The organism is Iodobacter sp. CM08 (genome assembly GCF_033446605.1).
GTDB lineage: Bacteria > Pseudomonadota > Gammaproteobacteria > Burkholderiales > Chitinibacteraceae > Iodobacter.
On the sequence record NZ_JAWQUO010000039.1, the window covers coordinates 1 to 23,480 of the forward strand.

Here is a 23,480-nt window from a genome sequence, read left to right on the forward strand (position 1 = left end):
CAATTGCGGCAAAGATTTCATCCATTCGTGAAATACAGAAGATTTCATGATGCTTTCTCCTTGCGACCTATATTTCAGTATAGCGAGAAGAACGTATTTCAACTGTTAACGCAGACAGAGCCTTGTAAAAGGGGGAAGCAAAACCAACACCTTAAGTGAACGGCATTGCTCCGGTGTTTTTTACCTCCCCTGAGCCCAGCAGAGTGAGGCGTTTTTTGGCAGCTTCGATCATTAAATCTGCTTAAAGCGCAAGATTACTTTCAATATTAATCAAGGCAACACCCCCATCAAGGTCCATAATTTTCTGGCTTCTGCATCACTAGAAATCAACTCGGCCAAAAGATCTCTTAAAGGTTTATTACCCCACTCCACACTGCGATAAATTAAGTAAGGCACGGGGCTGTGGGGTTCGGTTTTGGCGAGGTAATCGGCAATCAATTGTAATTGTCGGTAGGCCTCTTCTCGGCTACGGGGCTGGCTGAAAGGGAGCGCTTCCATCGTTGGTTTTTTCTCTGCGGGCGAAGGTAAAACTAGTTCGGTAACAACAGGGATGGGCTGAGGATGCATCGCCAACCAATCTTTTAAAATTCCGTCATATTCTTGCATCAAAACGAGCAAGGATTTAAACGTAGGCGCGTCGTTGCCCATTTTTTCATCACAATCTTGCGATAGTGCGGCCAAGTGCATGATGCCCTGCACAATAAACTCATACGCACTATGCAGAATGCGCACATCTGCCCCTCGCACCACTTCATTTATTTTTTGTGTTTTCTTAACGGCCGCATCCAACAGTAGCTGCGAAGCCTTGCTGGTTGATTTGCCTTGATCTAGCCCTAGCTGCCTCTGTAATACGCGCCAATCTGCCAAGGTAAATGAATCTAACTCGCTACGCTGATCCAGCACCGGCATAGGCATTCTAGAGAGCAGTATTGTGCTAAAGGAATGCACTCCCCAAGCGAGGGGGCCAGTTCTAAAGCTCATATCACCATCGCTTGGCAATGGATATATGCTCTCCCAATAGCGTTTGCATAGCTCAGATAATAAACACAGCGCGGCATTCAAGCCTTCAATCCCCCGCCGATGTATCCATGCCTCGCCTAGCCAAACGGCCACGGTTAAATCTTTGCTGCGCGTTTGTAAGATCTGCCGACCTAATTTTTCAACCGTAGACCAATCGCCGCGCTTTACTTCAGATTGCCAAATACCGGTGGGCAAGCTGGTATCGTCTTCACGCTTGGCTTCACGCAGCACGTCGTATTCCGTCTCATAACGGATCGACATGCCGCAAGGCGATTCATTAGAAATTGGCTGCAATAGCGATTCAATGCCACCCATCAGGCCACTTGGCACTAACTCTTCACTCATTTTAGCTCCGCCACAGTTTTTGAATCTGGCATGGTGATTTGCCTAAAGGGTGAGGCAGGTGCTTTGAGCGGTAGGGCATTGATTAAATGCAGCGGCAATAGCGTTTTTGCCCCCACGGCACTTACCCCAAAACGAGCAAACATTTGTGCGTGCGGGTTATCTTTACTTGGGCCATGAATGGGCAAGCTAAACAGCAGCGCTGGATAGGCAAATTCATCTTGAAATACCATGCCCGCTGGTGCTTGATGATTACGCAAGAAACGTAGCAAAGACCATGCACCGCCATAGCGCCACTCGGCCGTTTGCTCGCTCACCATTAAATTGGGCTGCAAGGCATCTTCCGCCGGCAGGCGTGGCGAATCTTTGGCCCAGCGCAAAGCAAACGTGACCGGCTGACCAAGCAACCAGCGCAATTTTGCTCGCTCACCCTGCGGGTAGCGTAAGCGCTGCGCACCAAGGCCTAAGCTCCATTCAATCACCTGATCGGCACCCTGCTCTTTGTCTTTATCACTGCGCCATTGCACATCAATATCCACACCCAAGGGCTGCGGCTGCTCAACGGTGCCACGTAATAAAAGCGGCCCTAAAAGCTCACGCGCATTTTGCAGGCCTTGTAAATACAGCCGTGCTGCCTGCATATTTGCGACATCCCCCTCGTCAACCCCAGCTAGGGCAATGGGCAAATAGCTGTCAATCAGGCGCATTAATACGCTGACTCTTTCCACATCGGCATCGGCAGCACCGGTATTGGCGGCAAAAGGAAAACGCCCAGCAAGGTATTGATTAAAATAGGGGGCTAACTGCTGCCATGCATAGGCACTGCTTTGTGCCCGTAAGCCTGTGCAGCGCTCATTAGCTAGATTAACTAAACGCTGTGCCCGCTCAAAGAAATATCCAGGCCCCGCAGGTAGTTCCAGCTGCTGCAAGGCGCTGTGGCAAGTGTTTACATCCATCTCATTCAGCTCTTTACTAATCAGCTGAGCTAAAAGTATGACACCACTATCAGGGGCTTTTTCTTTAAATTTTTTCAGATCCAGCGCCAAGCTGCGCCATCGCAGAATCATTTGCATATCTTTCACCGGTACGCCTTTGGGGTGCGCCGCCAGCCACTCCAGCACCATACCTTGATTGATCGCCACGCTGGCAAGTTGCTCTAATTGCCGTGCTAAATACTGCTGTAGCTCAAGTGGGTTACTGGCCTTAAAGGCCTTGTAGCTGGCATTTTTTTTGCCATCCCACCAAGAAAACGTGGCTTGCTTGGGCTGATACAGCGCTAATTCTGCCAACTGGGCATCGGCTTGCCGCATGCTTTGCAGCGCCCTTTCGGTAATTTCTCTATTGAGCTCATTCGATAAATCACTGCGGCCTAGGTCGATAAAGGCAACGCTTATAGCGGGCGCGGCATGGATCAATCCATCCAAGCTATCATCCGCACGGCTCTGAGCCTCATCGGCAACATGCCCACCTAATACATGCCACATGGTAATAGCAGTGCTCTTGCTGGCTAAATCGCTGAGGGCAGAACGATATAAATCCGGCACTTTCGGCAAGTTTTGCGCCTGATAATGCTGCCTGCTTTGATAGGCCTCCATCGCGGTATTGAGTGTTTCTGTATTCATCCCTTTTAAGCCACCCAGCGCCACAGTTTTAAGCCCAGCCGAGTGGGCCTGCACCACAAAATCTTGCTCAAGCAAATAGCGAATTGAGCTTTGCAACTGCACCACTTCTTCTCTAAGCCCCAACGCGCCTTGGGCTGTCAACGATGAATCTTGATTGGACCAACGCTCTTGAAACGCTTTGCGCACACTACTGGCATGCGCTTCAATCTGCTGCACAACCTCTTTACCGACAAAGCTGCTCGATCGGGCATGATTTAATAAAGCGCTATAGCCAGGCACTAAGTCTTGGCCTGAGGCGCTACTCCATGCGCTATTGCTCGCCGCAATCAACCTTCTGAGCAGTGCAATTTGCCGCTGCAGCGTATCTAGCTCGGCATAGCTATTGCGATTATTACTTTGCAACTCATTTAAATGGGTTTGGACGTTATCGGCCATTTCTGTGAAGGTAGCATCCCCATATAAACGATCCAACCAGCCCTTTATTAGCTCAGCAAAGTGCTGCTCGGTTTCTTTAGCCACATCTTGTAAGCGAATCAGCTTGCCCATTTCAGGAGCGTATTGGCGTAACACCCCCTCAAGCTTGGCTCTTAAATGCAAACGATCTGGGTGAAAATCTGTTTCCCACAGCCGATTACTTAAATTAGCCATACTGCTTAAAGCATCGCTCCCACCCCTGAGTGCGCGGTTATATAAAATCACATCTTGCTCAAGCAAACTAGCCTGATGCATCAAGCGCTGCGCACTCACATAACGCGGCCAATTCTCTGGGCTGCTGGTGCTATCGCCACTCGTTATATCGCTACTTGTCCCCTCAGCCTGCAAAAGGGCTAAATCTATTTGCAACTGATCATAGAGCGAAGCAAACCACTGGGTTTTAAATAAACTGGCAATTTTTTTATCCAAATCCTGATCAAAAGAAGAAAACCAAGCGCCTGGAAACACAAAACTTGCAAAGTGCAAACGTGGCGCATTAGTTAACACACGCCACAGGCTGGACGCCGCTTGGCTGGCAGGGTCATCCTCGGTTTGTACCTCACTCTGCCCCGATCCAAGCTCGCTTAACAGGTGATTCAGCGTGATTGCTTCTTGGCGCTCATTCTGCCAAATCCACACCATAACCAATAACCAAACCGCACAAAACACGCCCACGCCGATGCACACATAGCGATGCCAACGTTGACGCAAAGACATAATCCGCACGATAGGCTGCGCCAAGCCCCGCTCGGCAGCGATGCGTTGACGTAATAAGCGCGCAGCAAAAATAGGTGTTTCTGTGACTTGGAAGCCGACAGGGGCAAAGCCATCCATATCGTCTTGCGGCGGCTGATAAGCGCCCACAAAATACAGCCCACGCAGCACCGGCGCATCACCCAGCGCATTGCTTTGGAAGGCGGCATCGCCTAAAGCCTGTAAAGGTGCGCGTAGCGCATCAAACTGCCGTGGCAGTAAAAACAACGCATCGCTGACGCCACCATGTAATGCACCAATTTCACCGATACAATCGCCAAGCTGGTTTTGTAGCTGGCTGATGGCTTTATCCAAGCATTCACGCTGATAGGTGCTGGCCAGAGGCAAGGTAGAAGACCAACCCAAGGCACAGTCTTGCGCCTGATCTGGCAAAGATTCAATCAGCTCTTTACCGCCCGCCATCTCTTGCAAACCGGTAATCAACCAATACACCGGCAGGGTTTGCCCCAGCTTTTGCTGTGCATCTTGAAACTGCTTACACAGCATAATTTCAGCGTGTAAAACCTCGCCCTTAGCCTGTAAACGTTCGGCAGAAATAGCCCAGATCACCGCGTCGATTGGCCTTTGCCCGCGCACCCTCAGCAAAGCCCCCAATAAACGCCGCCACGACGATAAGGCGGCTAATGCGCCATCGGCCTGCATAAAAATATCGTGCGGAGGAAGCAATACTACGGCATCGCTGGCATACCAAAAACGCCCAAACCACGCAGTTTTTTCCTCACTTTTTAATTGCCAAGCGCGGCATAAAGCCTCCGCACTTTTTTGATCATCGCCCAAGAGCAGCAGCCAAGGCACTTGATAGCGCCCCTCAATGCCACTGTCTTTTTCCATTTTTTTAACTGAATCAATAAAGCCACGTCCAAGACGATCCATCTTGCTAAGCACAAACCAAAGCAGCAAAAGCAGTACAACAATAATCAGCAAGATAATCAGCAGCTTCACGGCTTAGCCTCACTCAGCGCTGGGTGAGCCAATTCAATACTCAGATAAATATCCCGCCAAAATAGCTGGCTAAGCACCAGCATCACCAGCAGCAAACCAGCAATCATCAAACCCAGCCTAAACCCATCGGGTAGCATTTTTCGCTCGCTTAGCTGCAAGGGCTGGCTCATGCTCTCCCCTTCTAACACGGCTCCCAGCCGATGATGATCTGGCTCACGCTGATAAACTTGGGCAAATAAGGCCTTACACCACTCACCATATTGGCTAGGATTCATACGCAGGCGGCCGCGAAACCCCAACACCAGCGTCATTAAATAAACGGCGGCTAAATCACGCTCGCTAGGGTCTTGCCTTGCCAGCATTTGCTCGATGTCATCAGGCAGCGATTCACCTGCCGTGCGGGTGCCAAATAAGCGAAACTCCAAGGGTGTAAGCTGCCAACTGCTCTGCCCACTCCAATCGCTAAAGAGCAGCACTTCATCGAGCAAAGCCACAAACGCGTATTGCATGGTTTGCGCATCTTTGGCGCTGGCCACGCCCGCTTGCATCACCACTGATCGATACACTCGCTTAGCCAAGATGCTGGTTTCTTCAATCATGCGTTGCACCAAGCTTTCTTTGGGCTCTGCGCTGGTTAAAAGGCTGGGAGAGAGTAAAAGCCACTCCTCCCAAACTTGGCAAAAAGCCTGCTTTAAAGGTAGCGACTGGCGGGTGAAATCAGCCATTTTTGGCCTCGCTCAGCACCGGAATATCATCGGCCTCAGGTGCAAATAGCTCGATGCTGAGTGGCCCAGCATCATTGCTGGCGGCGGCAATATATAAGAGCTCATCCGGCTTAATCCAGCCAGAAAACTCATACAGCATAAATAAACGCGTGTCTTCGCCCACGCTATAACTCGCCTGCTCTTGTCTATCTAGCTGGCGATAAGCCACACCCTGCATTCTTTGTTTTTGTAAGGTTTCAACCAAAGATAAGGAGGCAATGACCGCATTTTTAAGCCACAATCCCGCCGCTTCTTCAGCCATGCCATTGGGCATGCGCAATCCCATCACCCATTGCCCACTGTCTTTTAATGTGGCGGGCGGCATAATCATAAAATCTGTGCCTTCGTGCTTAAAGGGATAACGCGCATAGCCCACGCGAATCTGGGCAATGGCCTGCGAGATAAAGCCAATCACCTCCTCAAAACAGCCCAATAATTCTTGATAATTAAAAGCACGAAAAGCAGGCACGCCCGCGATAGGGTTCAAGCCACATACCGAGCCCGCCGCGCCGCATAGAATTTGATACAAAGCACTAGGGTGAGCCACGCGGCTATCCAAGACACTTTTTAGCTCAGGCAATCTGGCCCAAAGCGCCGCCAACTGGCGATTAAGCCGCGCCATATCGCCCTCATTATTGGCCTGCTGTGCCAGCCTTAAACGCCCAGCCAAAAACACACATTTTTCACCGATGTTTTTACATAAATTAGCAATTTGCATCCCCAATAGCGATTCCGGCCAAACCCGCGGCTGTGGCGCAAAATAAAGCACTTTGGCAAAACCACCTGCTACTTCTTCCACCCGCAGCAAAGGCAAGCACACCCCATCGGCACACTGCTGCTCACTAGCCAGCGTAAGATTGGGCTGCAATAAAGTGAGCGAAGCGGGTGATTCTTTACTGACTAAATCAGGAATATCTTTACCCAGCACCGAACGATAGCGCCGACCACTACGATCCAGCTCGCCCGCTCGATACAACGGTGGCACTACGATATAAAATGTCGCCAGCCGATTAGGCTCGGCCATGATGGGGGCTTTTAAATCCAGCTCTAAAGGAGGATGCACCCCAGGCTGTAGGCATACCCATAAACCATCGGGCAAAATGGCCTCTAGCGCCAACACGCGTAATTTGCCGCTGATTAAAGCCGCCTCATCAATCTCCAGATTAAGCACGCCCCAGAAATAGGGCTGCGCGGTAAGGGCATACTGCGCAGCCAGCGTTTCGGCGCGCAAAGACTGCTGTTGAAAGTGCTGCGGCAAAAGCTGCATGCCCTCAAACCAACAAATTGCTTCTGGAATTTGACCCACGCTATCCCCTGATTATTTAAGCCTTTGTAGTGCTGAAACCCGCCATTTTTAGTTTTACGCCTTCAATCTAGCGGATTGCACTCGCCCTACATGAAACATGACCTGGCTATCCAGCGTTTTAAAACCTCAATCCCCAGCCACCCAACGTACATCTTGGCTATCCAAATACAGCAGCACGCTCTTTTGCTGATCTAAACGTAATCGGTGCATGCCTGGCGAGCTATATGCGGCGTAGACCAGTACGGCTAGGCCTGGTTGGCCCTTTAATGGGGAATCAACAATATCTAATCTTTGCCCTGGTACTAGCTCACGGCTCCAAACAAACAGCGCCTTAGGGAAATCGCGCTGTAACTGAGCCCTTTGTTCAAACCATTGCGCGGCGGATAGGGTTAAGAGGCGTTTAAGCAGCTCTTCATCGTCCACCACCACTAAATCAATAGGGATAGGCGTGTCTTCATTGGCCATGGAAGCCACCGAAAAGGACACGCTACTTAATTTGATCGAAGGCTTTAGCAGGCCGCAGCCCGCCAGTGCGATGCAAAGCAGCGGTAAGCAGACCCAGCGATATAGTTTTTGAGAATCCCGCACAAAACCCTCGAATATACTTACACAAATAACATTATTACCTGATGATCATTATAGAAATAACTTTCTTAAAACTTCCAACTAAATATTTGCAATTACAAGAATCGTCTTCTAGATTCAACAGACACACCCTATTCATCGTGCATGAGGCCGTCATGACAGAAAGCACACAACACAAGCTAGATCGCGTTCGCCCTCCCCGCGTCCAAATTACTTACGACGTGGAAATTGGCAATGCAATCGAGAAAAAAGAGCTCCCTCTTGTGGTCGGCATCTTGTCCGATCTATCTGGTCAGCCCAAAGAAAAGCTGCCCAAGCTCAGTGATCGACGCTTTATCAATATTGATCGAGATAACTTTATCGACGTGTTGGAATCGATCAATCCACGCCTTGCCATTCAAGTGGATAACACCATTGCTGGCGACGGCAGCAAGCTCAATATCGAGCTTAATTTTTATGAACCACAAGATATCAACGATAAAAATGCCGTGCCTAAGAGCAAAGATTTTGATCATTTCGATCCGATCAGCATCGTGAATAAAGTGGCGCCGCTGAAAAAGCTCTTTGAAGCCCGCCAGCGGCTACGTGATCTTTTAGGCAAGCTCGATGGCAATGATGATTTAGATAAATTATTGCAAGACGTCGTTGCCAATACCGAAGGCCTAAAAGAAATTAAATCGGCCCTGCCCGCTGATATTCCAGCCCCTGCCCCTGTTGCTTAAACCCGCCGGAGAATCACCATGCCAGAAACACAAGCTGCGCCAGCGGCAGGCGGATCAACCGCTACCCTAGGGCTACTCGATACCATTATTAAAGATGGCCGTATGGCGCTAGATGACAGCCAAAAACCTCATGCGATTGATTTACTGGGTGAGTTTGCAACTCAGGTACTTGATGGGGTGATGACCATCGATAAAGACACGGTGGCTATGATTAACCACCGCATCGCCGATATCGACAAAATGATCAGCACCCAGCTCAATCAAATTTTGCACCACCCCGATGTGCAAGAGCTGGAAGCCTCATGGCGAGGCCTGCATTATCTGGTGATGAATACCGAAACCGGCACACGGCTTAAGCTGCGCTTACTTAATGTATCGCGCAAAGACTTACAAACCGATCTAGAAAAAGCGGTTGAATTTGACCAAAGCGCTCTGTTTAAACAAATTTACGAAGAAGAATATGGCACCTTTGGCGGCCATCCTTTCAGCGTACTGATGGGCGATTATAAATTTGGCCGTCACCCACAAGATATTGCCCTGCTAGAAAAACTATCCAATGTAGCCGCAGCCGCACACGCGCCCTTTATTGCCGCCGCCAATCCTAAGCTATTTGATATGACCAGCTTTGCTGAGCTGGGCCTGCCGCGTGATTTAGCTAAATTATTTGAAAGCAGCGAGCTGATTAAATGGCAAAGCTTTAGAGCCAGCGAAGACTCACGCTATGTGTCCTTAGTGCTGCCACATGTCTTGCTGCGCCTGCCTTATGGCCCAGATACCTTGCCCACCGAAGGCATGAATTACGTTGAAGACGTAGACGGCACCGAGGCCAATAAATATCTATGGGGCAATGCCGCATGGGCGCTTACACAGCGCATTACCAATGCGTTTTCACTCTATGGCTGGTGTGCTGCAATCCGTGGTGTGGAAGGCGGCGGCGCAGTGGCGGGCCTACCATCGCATACTTTCTCTACCGCATCGGGGGATAAAACCCTGAAATGCCCTACCGAAGTGCCGATTACCGATAGGCGTGAGAAAGAGCTGAATGACTTAGGCTTTATCGCGCTTTGCCACAAAAAGAACACCGATCTAGCCGTGTTCTTTGGTGGGCAAACCACCAATAAACCCAAGCTTTACAACACGCCACAAGCCAATGCCAATGCCAATATCTCTGGCATGTTGCCGTATGTGCTGGCCGCATCGCGCTTTGCGCATTACATCAAAGTGATTATGCGCGACAAAATCGGCAGCTTTATGACGCGTGACAATGTGCAAAGTTATCTGAACAACTGGATCGCCGATTACGTGCTGATCAACGATAACGCGCCACAAGAAATCAAAGCGCAATACCCGCTCAGGGAAGCAAGGGTGGACGTAACCGAAATAGCAGGCAAGCCCGGCTCCTACCGCGCCACGGTATTTCTACGCCCGCACTTTCAGCTAGAAGAGCTCACTGCATCGATCCGCTTAGTGGCAGAGCTGCCACCGCCTGCGGCTTAAAGGTAAAACATGTAGGGTGGGCACGCTTTTGTGCCCACGCGGCCACACACATTAAAGACAGGTCAGCCGTGAAGAGTCTGCGTGGGCAAGATAAAACATTTTGCCCACCCTACAAAACCGATTCCACCCAAGCAGTCAATCAACACCACGTCATCACAGGGAGCTTTAAACGATGGATGCCATTATTCTTGATTTGGGTGCCGATATTAAGGGCGAGTGCATGCTCGAAGGCTATGTCGACAAAATTGAAGTGATGTCGTACAGCCACAATGTCGCCATGCAAGTCACCAATGACGTCAGCAATTCAGAACGCACCTCGGGCAAGCCACATATTGGTGAATTTACCACCACCAAATTTGTTGATGCCTCTACCCCACTGCTCAACCAATACTGCTGCGCCGGTAAAGACATTGCCGAAGTAAAGATCACCATTGGCCGCAATGCTTCTGACGATAGCGGCAAGATTGTGGCCTTTATTGTTTACACCCTTACTAATGTGCTGATTTCTAATGTCAGCGTAAGTGGTGGCTCGGGTGGCAAGCCGGTAGAAACGCTTTCTTTAAATTTCACCAAAATCAAGTGGGAACTCACCACGCAAAAAGACAGCGGCGATAAAGAAGGCACCGCAGCCAGCACATGGGATCTAACCGCTAATAAACTCATTAAAGGTTAAGGGGCTAAGCCAGCGCGCTTATGGCTGACAAACTCTCATTTCGCGTCCCGCTGTTTGAACGCCTTAGCGATGATGCACTCGGAAAACCAGAAGCCATGCCGCTGCGTCGCTATGACAAAGCGGCTGCGCTGGCTTCGGTTTGCTCGGAATTAACCCGCTTACTGAATACCCGCCGCTCCAGCACGCCTTGGCTAGAGGGTTACAGCGTGTTGGATTACGGCATTGCCGACTGGAGTAGCTTTAAAACGGGCTTTGTAGAGGATCGCCGCCATTTTATCCGCGATATCAAACAAGCCATCAGCGTGTTTGAGGCACGGTTAATAAATATACAAATCGAAATATTCAGCACCGACGGCCGAAGCGCTGCCCTCAGCATCTACGCCAAATTACGTGGCACGCAGGATGAGCGGGTTGTGCTGTGTATTAAGCAAACGGAGGATGGGATCAGTGTGGAAGAGGTAGACATGTAGGGAATATTCGAAGCGAAGCACAGCGACCCATAAGCAAAAAGAACAACTCTTAGTTCATGAAAAAATCATTATTGGCTAGGTATAAACCATGAAATTTTTTTACTGCACAATCTTTTTTCTCTGTAGTTGTGCATCAAATTCAGGAGTCGTGCCCATTGGGCAAGATACCTTCATGGTTTCCCGCCAAGCCGCAACAGGATTTTCTGGTTCTGGTGTATTAAAAGCTGAAGCATTTCGTGAGGCCAACCAATATTGTGCAAGTGAAAATAAGAAGCTACAGGTCATAAACACAACGGAAGCACAGCCACCTTACTTACTAGGTAATTTTCCAAAAGCAGAAGTTCAGTTCATGTGCCTTAACCCAAATGACTATGAGTTAACTCGCCCCAAATTAAAAAAAGGTGCTGATTCCGTAATAGAGCTTCGACAATAGACCCCAAAATACGAGTCCAAAGAGCCTACTGTGGTGTTGCAAAGAAAACATCTTTTCAGTGCCTTCAGCACGTTAATTTTGGTGCGGGATCCCCGCGGGGACTCACTTTCTTGCCTCGCCAAGAAAGTAAGCAAAGAAGGCGACCCCATCAGCACGAAGGCCCCTCAGCTGCGGACAATCGAGCGGCGGCTGCGGAACTCGCTTCGCTCAAACAGTCCTCGCCGAAACCCCGCCCGCTTGTTCCTCGCTTCGGCGTGCTTCAAGGGGAGATTAAGCCCCGTGCAACGTAAGACGAATTAACTGAAAATATCTGACTTTGAGAAAACACTCAAAGTATTGAGGTTTAAATGAGCGATTCAATTGACGCGGTTTTGCTAGATTACTACCAGCGCGAGCTTACTTGGCTGCGCCACGCTGGGGCAGACTTTGCTGCGCGTTATCCAAAAATTGCCCATAGACTGGAATTATCTGAATACGAATGTCCCGACCCACATATTGAACGGCTACTAGAGAGCTTTGCTTTTTTAAATGCCCGTCTACAGCGCCAATTAGATGACGATTTTTCTCAGCTTAGCAGCGCCTTACTAGAAGAGCTTTACCCCTATGCGCTACGCCCTATGCCATCTACGGCAATTGCTTGTTTTCAAAGCGATGCCCCACAAGGCGCAAGCGGGCTAGAAATTAAACGCGGCACTTCTTTATTTGTGAACCATAAACGCAGCGAGCAAGAAACCGACAGCATTTACTTTAGAACCACCGCCGCGCTCACGGTATGGCCCTTGCAAATTGTGGATGCGCTGCTGCTAGACGCAGAAGAAAGCCAAAAAATCACTGGCCTTGCTGATACACAATCCGCGCTAAAAATCAGCCTACATTGCAGCGCAAAAGAAGGCTGGGCGGCGATAAACCTACAAAAAATCACCGTGCATTTAGCAGGCTCTGCCGTTAATTCGGCCACGCTTTATGATCTGCTTGCCGCACACAGCCTTGCGGTATTTACCCGCAGCGCACAACACATTCAGCGCATTCATGGCCTACCTGAAGCGCAAGGTTTTACTGAGCAAGAAGCCTTGCTGCCAAATGAAAGCCACGCCAGTCATGGCCTGCTACTGGAATACTTTAGCTGCCCTGCCAAATTTGCTTTCTTTGCATTACCACTCCGCGCCCCTGACGATGCCATGCAAGATCTGGAGCTGATCATTGCCTTTAGCGATAAACCCGCCAATCGGCTTAGCCTGCAAGCCAGTGATTTAGCTTTGGGCTGCGTACCAGTGATTAATTTATTCCCACGTAGCTCCGAACCCTTACGCCCCAACGGCAAAAGCCGTGAGTACCGCGTGATTGCCGATAGCCACCGCGAGCACGCCACCGAAATCTATGCCATCGGCCAAGTACGGGCGAGTAAATCCCACGGCGCGCAAATTGTGCCGCGCTATTTTGGCCTAAACCACGGCAACGCCAGCTGCTACTGGCACGCCAGACGCGTGGAAGGCCTTGGCCAGCGGCGTGGCAGCGATATGCTACTCACGTGGGTGAACGCCGATTTTCAAACCGACGATCCCCCCGCCCCCACGCTAACCGCCGAGCTACTTTGCACTAATCGCTTTCTTGCCGAATCACTGGCGGCGGGCACCGAGCTGGCTTTTGAAAAGCCTGGCACCGTCGCCAAAGTGCGCCTTATGGCCCCACCAACGCCGCAAATTGCTTACGCCAGCAAGGCACAATGGCGCTTGGTTTCGCAGCTATCGCTCAATCATTTGTCTTTATGCGAAGGCCCACAGGCGCTCGATGCGCTACGTGAAATGCTCAGCCTTTATAACCTTGGCAATAGCACGGCAACACGGCAGCAGATCGCAGGAATTATGCAGATTAGTGCCAAGCGCACGGTAGACCAAGTGGGCACAGAAGCATGGCGCGGTTGGCGCAATGGCCTGGAAGTACGGCTAGAACTAGACCCAAACCAATTTGCCGGCAGCAGCCGCGTCTTATTTGCTGGCGTACTGGCACAGTTTTTTTCGCAATACGCCAGCGTAAACCGCTTTATCCGCACCGTACTGGTAGAAAAAGACCGAGAAATAAAAACATGGCAACCACTGGTGGGGGATCCACTTATTCTGTGAGTTTATAGAAAGATGAAAACCCAAATCTTGAACCACAGAGGACACAGAGAACACGGAGTTTCACGGAGAAAAACAAGGAGTTTGAAGCAAACCTTGTTTGAGTTTGAATGTACACAACGCAATCAAAGAAAAAACGCAAAAACCACGCTCTTAGCACGGGGCTTTTACCCTCCCCCTTGAAGCCGCGACACGAGGAATAAGCGGGGCGGGGTAGTCGTCAATTCGTGTTTGAGCGAAGCGAGTTGAATTGACGCCGCCTCGATTGTCCGCAGCGAGGGGATTTCGTGCTGGTCGGGGTCGCCTTCTTTGCTTACTTTCTTGGCGAAGCAGAAATCAAAGACTTCGTGGGGATGCCGCACCTAAATCAACGTGCCGAAGGCACTGAAAAGACCTTTTTGAATTGTGTGTGCACGTCATTACGCCCCCCATAAACCATGAGCCATGCCGCATGCAAAGCAGAAACCAACATGCCAGCTAACACCCTCATCACCGAACTCTTCGCAGCGCCCTACCGCTTTGAGTTTGCTCAAGCCATAGCGCTACTGGAGAAGTGCAATCCAAGCCGCACGCCGGTTGGCACGGGGCTAGATCCTCGGCAAGAAACGGTGCGCCTATCTGGCCCGCTCTACCCGCTGTTTTACGCCAGCGCGCTGGGGGAAATCAGCCAGCAAAACGAGCAGCTCTGCTTACAAGCCTTTCTATTTGGCCTAGGCGGCCCCGATGGCCCCCTGCCTTACGCCTACCAAGATTGGCTGCAAACACGGCGCTTACAAAAAGACCACAGCCCAGCGGCGTTTTTAGATTTATTTCATCAACGCATTCTCGGCCAACTGTACCGAGTGCAAAGTAAACACCGCATCGCCGCACCCTTTGCCAGCCCGCAGCAAAGCCCTATTCAGCCAGTACTACAAGCACTCACTGGCATTTTACCCAAAGCCTTACATCATCGCCTGGCGATTTCTGATGCGGCCCTACTGGCGCACACCCCCATTTTGGCCAATCGCAGGCGCTCCGCTGAAGGGTTTAAAGCCTTAGTCAAAAGTTACTGGGGCGACGCAATCAGCATAAGTCCCTTTGATGGCGCATGGAGCGATATCCCCAGCAGCCACATCAGCTGTATCGGCAGCCGAGGCCAAAATCAATGCCTAGGAAAAAACGCCATGGCGGGGAAAAAAGTCTGGGATGAGCACGCCGGAATCAAACTCATCCTTGGCCCGCTCTCCCTAGAACAATACTTTGCCTATCTGCCAACGGGGGCGCTCTACCCGCCATTGATGGCGCTGGTGGCGTTTTATTTTGGCCCCGAAATGCGTTGCAGGCTGGTGCTAAAACTGGCCGATAGCGCCAAAACCGCCAATGACTATATCGACGGCCAGCCTGCCACCCCTATGGCTAAATCGGCCAGCCCATTTTTATTAGGGTTGAGTACTTGGCTAGGCTCACCCCAGCCGATCAGCAATCGCCAATGCCAAGTGCCTAGTGAAGGATCGCCATGAGCCTCGATTTAAGCGCACTGATTGCCCTGCTTAACCCCGTTAGCCGCGATGCCTTAGAGCGCGCCGCCCAGCGCTGCTTGATTCAAACCCATTTTTATATCGAAATTGAACACGTTTTGCTGGAGTTGATTGAAATTGAAGGTGGCGATTTTTCGCAGATCTTGCCCTGCTGCGGCATCACCCGCGACGCGCTGAGCAGTGAGATCAACACCGCACTGGAGCGCTTTAAACGGGGCAATACCCGCACCCCAGCCTTTGCCTCGCACACGGTAAAACTGCTTGAAAGTGCCGCCGTGTATGCCACAGTGAGCCGCACCCCGCGTATCCGCTCTGGCATGCTGCTGCTGGCTATTTTAGAAAACGAAGAGTTACGCAGCCTGCTGCTCAACGGCGTTTCATCGCTATTGGGCATTAACCGCGATATGCTGCGCAGCCAGTTTGAGCTATGGACGGCCGCCTCGCTCGAAGCACCTCCCGCACCGCCATCCACGGCAATCAACACCATCAGCGCGCCAGAAGCCGCCTCCAACACCCCCAGCATACTCAAGCAATACACCCAAGATTTATGCGCCGATGCCCGCGCGGGCAAGATCGACCCGATTGTGGGCCGTGATGCCGAAATCCGCCAAGCGATTGATATTTTGCTACGGCGCAGGCAAAACAACCCGATTTTAGTCGGCGCACCAGGCGTGGGTAAAACCGCCGTGGTAGAAGGCTTGGCGCTTAGAATTGCCGCTGGCGAAGTGCCGCCCGCGCTCAAAAACGTGGCGCTCTTGGTGCTGGATTTAGGCCTGCTGCAAGCCGGAGCCAGCTTAAAAGGCGAGTTTGAACAACGCTTAAAAAGCGTGATCGAAGCGGTTAAAAACTCAGATATCCCGATTATTTTATTTATTGATGAAGCCCACACGCTGGTGGGCGCGGGTGCTGCCGAAGGGCAAAACGACGCCGCCAATCTACTCAAACCCGCCTTAGCACGCGGCGAGCTGCGCACCATTGCCGCCACTACTTGGCTGGAATACAAAAAATACTTTGAGAAAGACCCCGCGCTCACTCGGCGCTTTCAATTAGTGCAAGTGGAAGAGCCCGACGAGGCCACCGCCATCGCCATGCTGCGCGGCGTGGCCACCGAGCTAGAGCAGCACCACGGCGTACAAATCCTAGATGCCGCTATTGGCGATGCGGTAAAGCTATCGCACCGCTATATCACCGGCCGCCAATTGCCAGACAAAGCCATCAGCGTGCTCGACACCGCCTGCGCCCGCGTGGCGCTGGCCCAGCACGATGTGCCGCCGCAGCTAGAAGCCGCTCGCCACCGGCAATTGGCGGTGGAGGACGAGCTAAGCCGCTTGCAAAGAGAGCAGCTCACCGGCGTGCCACACCAAGAGCGCATCAGTGCCCTGCAGCAAGAACAAGCCCAGCTAAAAAACCAAGCGCAAGAATTATCCAGCCGCTGGGAGGACGAGCTAGCGGCGGTAAAAGAAATCCTCCGCTGCCACGCCGAGCTGATCGCGCTATCCAAAAAAACCCCGCACAGCGCCGAAGAAGAAGAAAAACTAAGCGATCTACCCGCAGAAATCAAACGCCTTGAAAGCGGCTTAGACGCGATCCGCCAAGACGACACTATGGTGCCAACTTGCGTGGATTCGCGCATTGTCGCCGCTGTGATTGCAGGCTGGACAGGCATTCCCGTCGGCAAAATGCTGGCCGACGAGGCCTACGCCATCCGCACCCTTGCCAAGCGCATGGGGCAAAGAATTATCGGCCAACAAAGCGCGCTGGACACCATCGCCAGCCGCATCCAAGCCTACCGCGCTGGCCTCACCGACCCAGCCAAACCGGTCGGCGTGTTTCTACTGCCCGGCCCCACCGGCGTGGGAAAAACCGAAACCGCCTACGCACTGGCCGACGCGCTCTACGGCGGCGAGCGTAATTTGGTCACCATTAATTTGTCTGAATATCAGGAAGCGCACACCGTCAGCCAGCTAAAAGGCGCACCACCCGGCTATGTGGGCTACGGCAGTGGCGGCGTGCTCACCGAAGCAGTGCGGCGCAAACCTTACTGCGTGGTGCTACTCGATGAAATCGAAAAAGCCCACCCCGATGTGCTGGAAGCGTTTTACAACGTGTTTGATAAAGGCATGATGGAAGACGGCAGCGGGCTGGTGGTGGATTTTAAAAACACCGTCATCCTCGCCACCAGCAATGTAGGGGCCGAGCTGATTATCGACACCCCCCCACAAACCTTTGCTACAAGCCAATTCGCCGACGATCTACGCCACACCCTACTGCAATCCTTCCGCCCGGCTTTTTTAGCCCGCATGACCGTCGTACCCTACCGCTCACTGGACGACGCCATTCTCAGTGAAATAATAAAAACCAAATTAGGCAAATTAAAAAAACGCTATACGGATGCGACGGGGAAAACCTTTGAATTTGAAAGCGGCATTGTGGCGGCGGTATTAGCCCGATGCAGAGGAGCAGGCGCGAGGGATGTGGATAATGTGTTGATGGGGGAAGTTGTGGGGAAATTGGCGGAATGGGTGCTGGAGTGAATATCCATTCCAAATAAATTATAAAAAAAGGATATAGCAATGAAAGATACTGTGATTACCTATATCGATGCAGATGGCAAAAAAGCCGCCACCGAGCTGCAAAGAAAACATTCAGGCATTGCAGATTTAGTTAAGCTAGACAGCCTCGCTTGGATGGATAGCTTTGGCTCAATGCTCATCATCGTCGGCCATGGTAAAACCATGGTCGAGATGGGCAGATATGCAGGAATTAATCGAATCCTAGGCCGATGTGGCAGCCTTTTTATTGTTTTGGCTGCATGCGAAGTGGGCGAAATACACACTAATATTGGCGAAATGCAATCTATTGCCCAAGGGCTGGCTAATTTACGCAAAGACTGCGTGGTATGGGGAACTACACGAGATTTACCCCAAATTGCCGTCAGCACGGGCACTTGCTTTTACAAGAGTCCTGTTTTTAATTGGCTGCAGCCTGCAAATGATCATAACCCAGGTCTTTGGAAACAATTCAGAAAGCAGGCCGAAGAGGAAGAGGCATTCTCGATGCTGTCTAATTTGAATTTAGTTTAAATTTATTAATGCTTATTCATTTTAATATTTGAGGCCAGACAATGCCATTCTGGGATAATTTACCTTTTTTCAATGGTCCAGCTACTCATAACAGCGTAATCCTAGCTGGAGACCTCTTACAACAGAATAATGTAGGAACGTCATATATTGGACCTAAATACATTTGTGACTATCCCAATGACCCCTATTATATTTTAGATAGCACCCTCTACCCTGGGTGGCCCGTTGCTTTAGTCTATTGGCTTCCTTGGCAAAACAATACCATTACAGCGGTAAGTTGGTTGCAGTTAAATACATCAGGCTGTAATTATTTTTTAACCTCAGAGTTTTCAGGCTGCCGCTTTATCATTAATGATTTTGGCTTAGCCCATATCGCGTATTGGCAGGCTATCGGGCTGGGGCAATATAACTCAAGCGCCGCCAGAGACCACAACGAAGCCGCCTTATTAGGCCCGCCTTCAATCTTGCGCCGAAAATTATCATTTACAGGCAGCACCGCCCCATTAGGGGCCACAGTATCCGTCTCTAATACCTATGGGTGGCATGGCCCGAATAGCCGAGCCATTGTTTGTGGATATAAAAACCTATTTACAGGAATATGGCATTTTAAAGTGCTGCGCTACCAAGCTGGAAACTGCGCAGGCGGATTTTGGTCGAATTTTTAATAAAAAACCAGAAAAAGGCTTGTAATGCCAAAATTAAAATATTACCAAGTACAACAGGCACTCAATCAAAAATCACAAAGTGATAAAGTAAATCAAACTAAAAATAGACTAAGAAGCAAGCTAGAGACGATCCGCTTTTCTCGTGCCAATTGCTATGGTTATGCCTTGCATTTAGATTATGTATTAACCCCCGGATCAGCCAATGCAAATGCAATTGACTGGGATAATATGCATGTTATTGATACTACCCGTATAAAAGAACTAATGGATGCATGTATTGCGGATGGGCTCAGCTCAGTAAACATAGGCACATACAAAATAGCCGTATTCATCAACCAATACCAAGCAGGGGGGCTTGATTACCATTTTTATCGTCAAGATCCCGATAGTAGTTGGAGCCATAAACTGGGTAACACAGGCAAAATCACGATGCAATTACCCTGCCCTAAAATCGCCAATGCTTGCCTTGTTGGTGTAACGGATCACCTTGGCCACACCATTACTCAGCAAGCATTTTGTGGGCATTTATATATGAACCCAGCACTCAATGCAGAAACATTTGATCTTTAAATCAAAAACCATAGCGACGTGGCACCCCACAAACGACAATTGCAGCCTAATTTAAATAAAACAAATAAAAAAATTTAAAAGACACAAAAAATCACACCTCCCCTGATGAGGCTTTACCCATGACCCGCCCCACCGACACCGCCACTTCCATCTCCCTATCCGCCTCAGCCCTTGCGGATCTTTACCCCGATGGCGTGTCGGGGGATGAGGGTTTGAATCAGTTAGGGGCCATCACGCTGGCGGGCTACAGCGGCACCACGCTCACCATGGATGCAGCCATCGCAACGCACATTACGGCCACCTTGCGCCACGATGCTAAAACGCGGCCGCTGGATCTGTTGTGTGCGGAGATTCGGCAGTTGCCGGGTGATGCAACGGTAGATAAATACAGCCTAACGCTGCGCCCCTGGCTGTGGTGGCTGACGCTGGCGAGTAATAACCGTGTGTTTCAGGCCAAAAGCGTGCCGGATATAGTAAAGGCGGTGTTTGCGGTGCATGGCTTTAGCGATTATTCGCTGAAACTCGATGCCACTTATGATCCGCGCGAGTACTGCGTGCAGTATGGGGAGAGCGATTTTGCTTTTGTTTCCCGCCTGATGGAAGACGAAGGGATTTTCTGGTTTTTCACTCATGAAGATGGCAAACACACGCTGGTGCTGGCCGATAGCAACGATGCTTTCCCCGCCTGCCCCAATGCCAGCACCGTCGCTTGGCTGGGGCAGGATATGGGCGCAAGGGAATTACACGGCATCCGCAGTGGCGAGCTGTGCCAGCAAGCGGTTTCCACGGCTTACAACACCAGCGATTACGAATTCACCACCGCCAGCACATCGCTTTATTCGCAGACCAAGGCGGTGGATGGCGCGCGCTCGGTGTACGAGCATCCGGGTGGCTACACGGCCAAGGCCAGAGGCGACGTGCTGGGCAAAATCCGCGTGGCGGGTTTACGCAGCCAGGAGACGCGCTTTATTGGCGAGAGCGATTGCCGCTGGCTGATTCCCGGCCACACTTTTACCTTGAGCGGCCACGATAATGCCGCCGCCAATATTGAATGGGTGGTCACCGCCGTTACGCACGATGCCAGCCATGCCCATTATCGTAACCGCTTTAGCGCCATCCCCAAGGCAACACCCTACCATCCGCCACGCCTCACCCCCAAGCCGCGCATGCATACACAAACTGCGCTGGTGGTGGGCAAAGCCGGTGAGGAAATCTGGACCGACGAATATGGCCGCATCAAGATCCAGTTCCCCTGGGATCAGGACGGCAAAAAAGACGAAACCAGCTCCTGCTGGGTGCGGGTGATGCAGGCGTGGAGCGGCAAGGCCTTTGGCGCGCAATTTATTCCACGCATCGGTCAAGAAGTGGTGGTGACCTTTATTGATGGCGATCCAGACAAGCCACTGGTCACTGGCTGCGTTTACAACGGCGACAACAGCCTGCCCTACGCCCTGCCCGCCAATCAAACGCAATCGGGCATCAAAACCAATTCATCCAAAGGCGGTGGCGGCTTTAATGAGCTGCGTTTTGAAGATAAAAAAGACGCCGAAGAGGTATTTCTACAAGCACAAAAAGACCTTAAAACCAATATTTTGAACGACGCCACCCATACCATCGGCCACGATGAAATCCGCACGGTAAAAAACGACCGAACCCGCACTGTGCAAGAAGGCAACGACGCCACCACCATCGACAAAGGCAACCGCACGCTCACGGTGAGCAAGGGTGACGAAACCACCGATATCAAAGGCAAGCGCAGCCTAAAAGCAGGCGGCGACGAAGCACGGGAAGTAGGCGGCGATCTCACGCAAAAAGTCACCGGCAATTACACCATCACCGTGGATGGCAATCTCAGCATTAAAGTCAGCGGCACCATCAGCATAGAAAGCAGCGGCGCCTACACCGCTAAAAGCGACGCCGCCCTCACCAATCAGGCAGGCACCAGCCTTACCAATAAAGCGGGCACGGCGCTGACCAATCAGGCTGGCACATCGCTGGATAATAAAGCGGGAACCACCCTCACCAATGATGGCGGCGTCAGCCTAATGAACAAAGGCGGCGCAGAGCAAACCGTAGACGGCGGCGGCATGCTGACGATTAAAGGTGGGCTGGTGAAGATTAATTGATGGCGTCGCGTGGGCACAAAGACATGCCCACCCTACAAAACCAGCTCTAAGTTTGATGACCTTGTCCCCCCCGTTGAAAGAGGGGGGTTAGGGGGGATTTGCACAGCATAGAGCTAATTACAAAAGCGAATCCCCCTCAATCTCCCCCTTTTACAAAGGGGGAAGCTACATCGAGGCCACCATGCCCCAGCCTTTTGAACTAGAACGCGGCAGCAGCAAGCTTATTGGCACGATGAACGAAGGCGCACTAGATGGGCCATTTAAAGTGTTCGATCAAAAAAGGCCGCTTGCATCCATGCAATATAAAAATGGCGATCTGCACGGGCCGATGCTAATGATGCATCCCAATGGCAAACCATCGGCAAAGCTCAGCTATCAAGCGGGGCTATTGCACGGCTCCGCTTTATTTTTCTCGCCACAGGGGAGATTGCAACGCGAATGTGTTTATCAGCAGGGGCAGCTGCATGGCCCATTAAAAAACTTTTTTAATGATGGCAAAGTTGCACAGCTAGAGCACTACCAAACGGGGCTGCAGCATGGCGAGCAGCTGCGCTTCCACCCCAATGGGCAGATCGCTGAAAAACAAACCTTTAATCAGGGCATTGCCGAGGGCGGAATCCAGCTCTTTGATAACGAGGGCAAAACGCTTGGTAAGGATGGCAAGCCGGTTTCTAAGCTTAAAGCGTGGTTAAAACCCGAAGCTTAAATGCCACACTAGATGATTTTTTTAAGCAGGCGATAATAGCCAACGGGTGCGGCAGATTGCCTACCTACACTACGAGTTGCGCTGCACAGAATGCACCATGTGCTTTGGCTAGCGATGAGCTGCTGATTAATTGCATCAATAATCGCGGCGGGATGACTGATTTTGGCGTTACTGATCAGCTCTACACTGGTGCACTGGCGTTGTTTTAGCAGCAGCGCACAAACACGCTGCTCGTCAGTACTCAAATTAAGCTGGCTAAATGGGTTGCTTGTAGACATAGATCAAACTGCAGTTTTATAAGCCCGCCATTGTGGCATGGCCGTGCATGCTAGGCGATTAAATCCTGCATCTGCCCTGGCATCACAATCTTAATCACCCCACCCCAGTTACACATCAGCATGCCGCCGGAGTTAAGTGCAGGCATGCTGCCAATCAGCACCGTAGGCGCGCCGCCAGGAATCCACGGCGCGGCCGTCACGGGAATGCACGGCATAGGCGTGAGCACACCCAACGCCGCCGCCGTTGCCGCTGCCACCATAGGATTAGCCGGGCTCATGCAAGTACCAAACGGCGCAACATTAACAATGGGAATGTAATCCATAATATTGGCAGCAGGCATGCCACCGGCCATGCAGCGGTTTAGCGGCAAGATATTTAAAGTGCCTGGCGCCGCGCCAAAGCTGCATTGCAAAGAGGCACCGCTACAAACCTGTGGGCTTCCCATGGTTTTTCCTTATAAGCCAATATTTGCAATACATGTAGGGCGGGTGCAACCCGCGTTTTTTCAGCATGACTCACGGGTCACCCCATATGCGCTAAAAAAGTTACATAGAGCCTGAACTATGCATGAAATGGCGCTAAACCTTGAACCACAGAGAAAAAAGAGAGCACAGAGGACACAGAGAAAAGCACAAAACAGGGCTTTATTTTCTCTGTGAAACTCTGTGGGTCTCTGTGTTCTCTGTGGTTTAAGATTTAACCAGCTAATTCATATCATTATTTTTTTGCTTAGCGCACATGGGGCTTTACCCCAATCCTATCAACTTAAAGGAAATTTGTTGATCATTAAATC

The 23,480-nt window shown here is 51.0% G+C and carries 20 protein-coding genes; 13 read left to right on the forward strand and 7 right to left on the reverse strand.

The window, feature by feature from the left end:
* Positions 1–270: 270 nt before the first annotated feature.
* The 5 genes from tssA to R6242_RS18225 all read right to left on the reverse strand — a co-directional run bounded on the left by tssA (position 271) and on the right by R6242_RS18225 (position 7,832).
* Positions 271–1,365 carry a type VI secretion system protein TssA gene (tssA, locus tag R6242_RS18205; protein ID WP_318429574.1) on the reverse strand — a complete coding sequence of 365 codons (1,095 nt, stop codon included), beginning with the start codon at positions 1,363–1,365 and terminating at the stop codon, positions 271–273.
* Entirely contained in the window at positions 1,362–5,174 is a 3,813-nt protein-coding gene (locus R6242_RS18210) for a type VI secretion system protein (protein ID WP_318429576.1), read from the reverse strand. The genes tssA and R6242_RS18210 overlap by 4 nt, the downstream gene beginning before the upstream one ends.
* On the reverse strand, positions 5,171–5,899 hold the full coding sequence (locus R6242_RS18215; RefSeq protein ID WP_318429579.1) for a DotU/TssL family secretion system protein: 729 nt from the start codon (positions 5,897–5,899) through the stop codon (positions 5,171–5,173). Before R6242_RS18215 ends, R6242_RS18210 begins: the two co-directional genes overlap by 4 nt.
* The gene (gene tssK / locus R6242_RS18220) at positions 5,892–7,244 is read right to left on the reverse strand and encodes a type VI secretion system baseplate subunit TssK (RefSeq protein ID WP_318429581.1); all 1,353 of its coding nucleotides are present in this window, start codon (positions 7,242–7,244) and stop codon (positions 5,892–5,894) included. Before tssK ends, R6242_RS18215 begins: the two co-directional genes overlap by 8 nt.
* A 126-nt stretch (positions 7,245–7,370) precedes the next feature.
* Positions 7,371–7,832: a hypothetical protein gene (locus R6242_RS18225; RefSeq protein WP_318429584.1), complete on the reverse strand. Its 462-nt coding sequence runs from the start codon at positions 7,830–7,832 to the stop codon at positions 7,371–7,373.
* A gap of 152 nt (positions 7,833–7,984) precedes the next feature.
* Here R6242_RS18225 and tssB point away from each other — a divergent pair, with 152 nt between their 5' ends.
* From tssB to R6242_RS18290, 13 genes are all read left to right on the forward strand, one after another.
* Positions 7,985–8,551 carry a type VI secretion system contractile sheath small subunit gene (tssB, locus tag R6242_RS18230; protein ID WP_318429587.1) on the forward strand — a complete coding sequence of 189 codons (567 nt, stop codon included), beginning with the start codon at positions 7,985–7,987 and terminating at the stop codon, positions 8,549–8,551.
* 18 nt (positions 8,552–8,569) lie between these two features.
* The gene (gene tssC / locus R6242_RS18235) at positions 8,570–10,048 is read left to right on the forward strand and encodes a type VI secretion system contractile sheath large subunit (RefSeq protein ID WP_318429589.1); all 1,479 of its coding nucleotides are present in this window, start codon (positions 8,570–8,572) and stop codon (positions 10,046–10,048) included.
* 172 nt (positions 10,049–10,220) lie between these two features.
* The gene (locus R6242_RS18240) at positions 10,221–10,721 is read left to right on the forward strand and encodes an Hcp family type VI secretion system effector (protein WP_293938131.1); all 501 of its coding nucleotides are present in this window, start codon (positions 10,221–10,223) and stop codon (positions 10,719–10,721) included.
* 20 nt (positions 10,722–10,741) lie between these two features.
* Positions 10,742–11,191, forward strand: a complete 450-nt coding sequence (tssE, locus tag R6242_RS18245; RefSeq protein WP_318429592.1) for a type VI secretion system baseplate subunit TssE — start codon at positions 10,742–10,744, stop codon at positions 11,189–11,191.
* A gap of 88 nt (positions 11,192–11,279) precedes the next feature.
* On the forward strand, positions 11,280–11,624 hold the full coding sequence (locus tag R6242_RS18250) for a hypothetical protein (protein WP_318429594.1): 345 nt from the start codon (positions 11,280–11,282) through the stop codon (positions 11,622–11,624).
* 347 nt (positions 11,625–11,971) lie between these two features.
* Positions 11,972–13,744: a type VI secretion system baseplate subunit TssF gene (tssF, locus tag R6242_RS18255; RefSeq protein WP_318429596.1), complete on the forward strand. Its 1,773-nt coding sequence runs from the start codon at positions 11,972–11,974 to the stop codon at positions 13,742–13,744.
* Positions 13,745–14,211: 467 nt separating this feature from the next.
* A complete protein-coding gene (tssG, locus tag R6242_RS18260; RefSeq protein WP_318429598.1) occupies positions 14,212–15,240 on the forward strand; it encodes a type VI secretion system baseplate subunit TssG in 1,029 nt (342 codons plus the stop codon).
* Positions 15,237–17,792 carry a type VI secretion system ATPase TssH gene (gene tssH, locus R6242_RS18265; protein WP_318429600.1) on the forward strand — a complete coding sequence of 852 codons (2,556 nt, stop codon included), beginning with the start codon at positions 15,237–15,239 and terminating at the stop codon, positions 17,790–17,792. The genes tssG and tssH overlap by 4 nt, the downstream gene beginning before the upstream one ends.
* A gap of 39 nt (positions 17,793–17,831) precedes the next feature.
* Entirely contained in the window at positions 17,832–18,341 is a 510-nt protein-coding gene (locus tag R6242_RS18270; protein WP_318429602.1) for a hypothetical protein, read from the forward strand.
* Between the two features lie 41 nt (positions 18,342–18,382).
* Positions 18,383–19,006 carry a hypothetical protein gene (locus R6242_RS18275; RefSeq protein WP_318429604.1) on the forward strand — a complete coding sequence of 208 codons (624 nt, stop codon included), beginning with the start codon at positions 18,383–18,385 and terminating at the stop codon, positions 19,004–19,006.
* A 24-nt stretch (positions 19,007–19,030) separates the two neighbouring features.
* Positions 19,031–19,576, forward strand: a complete 546-nt coding sequence (locus R6242_RS18280) for a hypothetical protein (protein WP_318429606.1) — start codon at positions 19,031–19,033, stop codon at positions 19,574–19,576.
* A gap of 119 nt (positions 19,577–19,695) precedes the next feature.
* The gene (tssI, locus tag R6242_RS18285; RefSeq protein ID WP_318429609.1) at positions 19,696–21,702 is read left to right on the forward strand and encodes a type VI secretion system tip protein VgrG; all 2,007 of its coding nucleotides are present in this window, start codon (positions 19,696–19,698) and stop codon (positions 21,700–21,702) included.
* Between the two features lie 181 nt (positions 21,703–21,883).
* Positions 21,884–22,408 (forward strand): toxin-antitoxin system YwqK family antitoxin, encoded by a 525-nt coding sequence (locus R6242_RS18290; protein ID WP_318429612.1) that lies wholly within the window; start codon positions 21,884–21,886, stop codon positions 22,406–22,408.
* Between the two features lie 8 nt (positions 22,409–22,416).
* On the opposite strand, the gene R6242_RS18295 is transcribed toward R6242_RS18290, so the two are convergent.
* Positions 22,417–22,686: a hypothetical protein gene (locus tag R6242_RS18295; RefSeq protein WP_318429615.1), complete on the reverse strand. Its 270-nt coding sequence runs from the start codon at positions 22,684–22,686 to the stop codon at positions 22,417–22,419.
* 50 nt (positions 22,687–22,736) lie between these two features.
* Entirely contained in the window at positions 22,737–23,132 is a 396-nt protein-coding gene (locus R6242_RS18300) for a DUF4280 domain-containing protein (RefSeq protein ID WP_318429619.1), read from the reverse strand.
* Positions 23,133–23,480: the final 348 nt, after the last annotated feature.

Bases quoted from the DNA above. Each gene is read 5' to 3' on its own strand.
- tssA (WP_318429574.1), bottom strand. From the start codon at position 1,365: ATGAGTGAAGAGTTAGTGCCAAGTGGCCTGATGGGTGGCATTGAATCG.
- R6242_RS18215 (WP_318429579.1), bottom strand. From the start codon at position 5,899: ATGGCTGATTTCACCCGCCAGTCGCTACCTTTAAAGCAGGCTTTTTGC.
- tssB (WP_318429587.1), top strand. From the start codon at position 7,985: ATGACAGAAAGCACACAACACAAGCTAGATCGCGTTCGCCCTCCCCGC.
- tssC (WP_318429589.1), top strand. From the start codon at position 8,570: ATGCCAGAAACACAAGCTGCGCCAGCGGCAGGCGGATCAACCGCTACC.
- R6242_RS18240 (WP_293938131.1), top strand. From the start codon at position 10,221: ATGGATGCCATTATTCTTGATTTGGGTGCCGATATTAAGGGCGAGTGC.
- tssE (WP_318429592.1), top strand. From the start codon at position 10,742: ATGGCTGACAAACTCTCATTTCGCGTCCCGCTGTTTGAACGCCTTAGC.
- R6242_RS18250 (WP_318429594.1), top strand. From the start codon at position 11,280: ATGAAATTTTTTTACTGCACAATCTTTTTTCTCTGTAGTTGTGCATCA.
- tssF (WP_318429596.1), top strand. From the start codon at position 11,972: ATGAGCGATTCAATTGACGCGGTTTTGCTAGATTACTACCAGCGCGAG.
- tssG (WP_318429598.1), top strand. From the start codon at position 14,212: ATGCCAGCTAACACCCTCATCACCGAACTCTTCGCAGCGCCCTACCGC.
- tssH (WP_318429600.1), top strand. From the start codon at position 15,237: ATGAGCCTCGATTTAAGCGCACTGATTGCCCTGCTTAACCCCGTTAGC.
- R6242_RS18270 (WP_318429602.1), top strand. From the start codon at position 17,832: ATGAAAGATACTGTGATTACCTATATCGATGCAGATGGCAAAAAAGCC.
- R6242_RS18275 (WP_318429604.1), top strand. From the start codon at position 18,383: ATGCCATTCTGGGATAATTTACCTTTTTTCAATGGTCCAGCTACTCAT.
- R6242_RS18280 (WP_318429606.1), top strand. From the start codon at position 19,031: ATGCCAAAATTAAAATATTACCAAGTACAACAGGCACTCAATCAAAAA.
- tssI (WP_318429609.1), top strand. From the start codon at position 19,696: ATGACCCGCCCCACCGACACCGCCACTTCCATCTCCCTATCCGCCTCA.
- R6242_RS18290 (WP_318429612.1), top strand. From the start codon at position 21,884: ATGCCCCAGCCTTTTGAACTAGAACGCGGCAGCAGCAAGCTTATTGGC.
- R6242_RS18295 (WP_318429615.1), bottom strand. From the start codon at position 22,686: ATGTCTACAAGCAACCCATTTAGCCAGCTTAATTTGAGTACTGACGAG.
- R6242_RS18300 (WP_318429619.1), bottom strand. From the start codon at position 23,132: ATGGGAAGCCCACAGGTTTGTAGCGGTGCCTCTTTGCAATGCAGCTTT.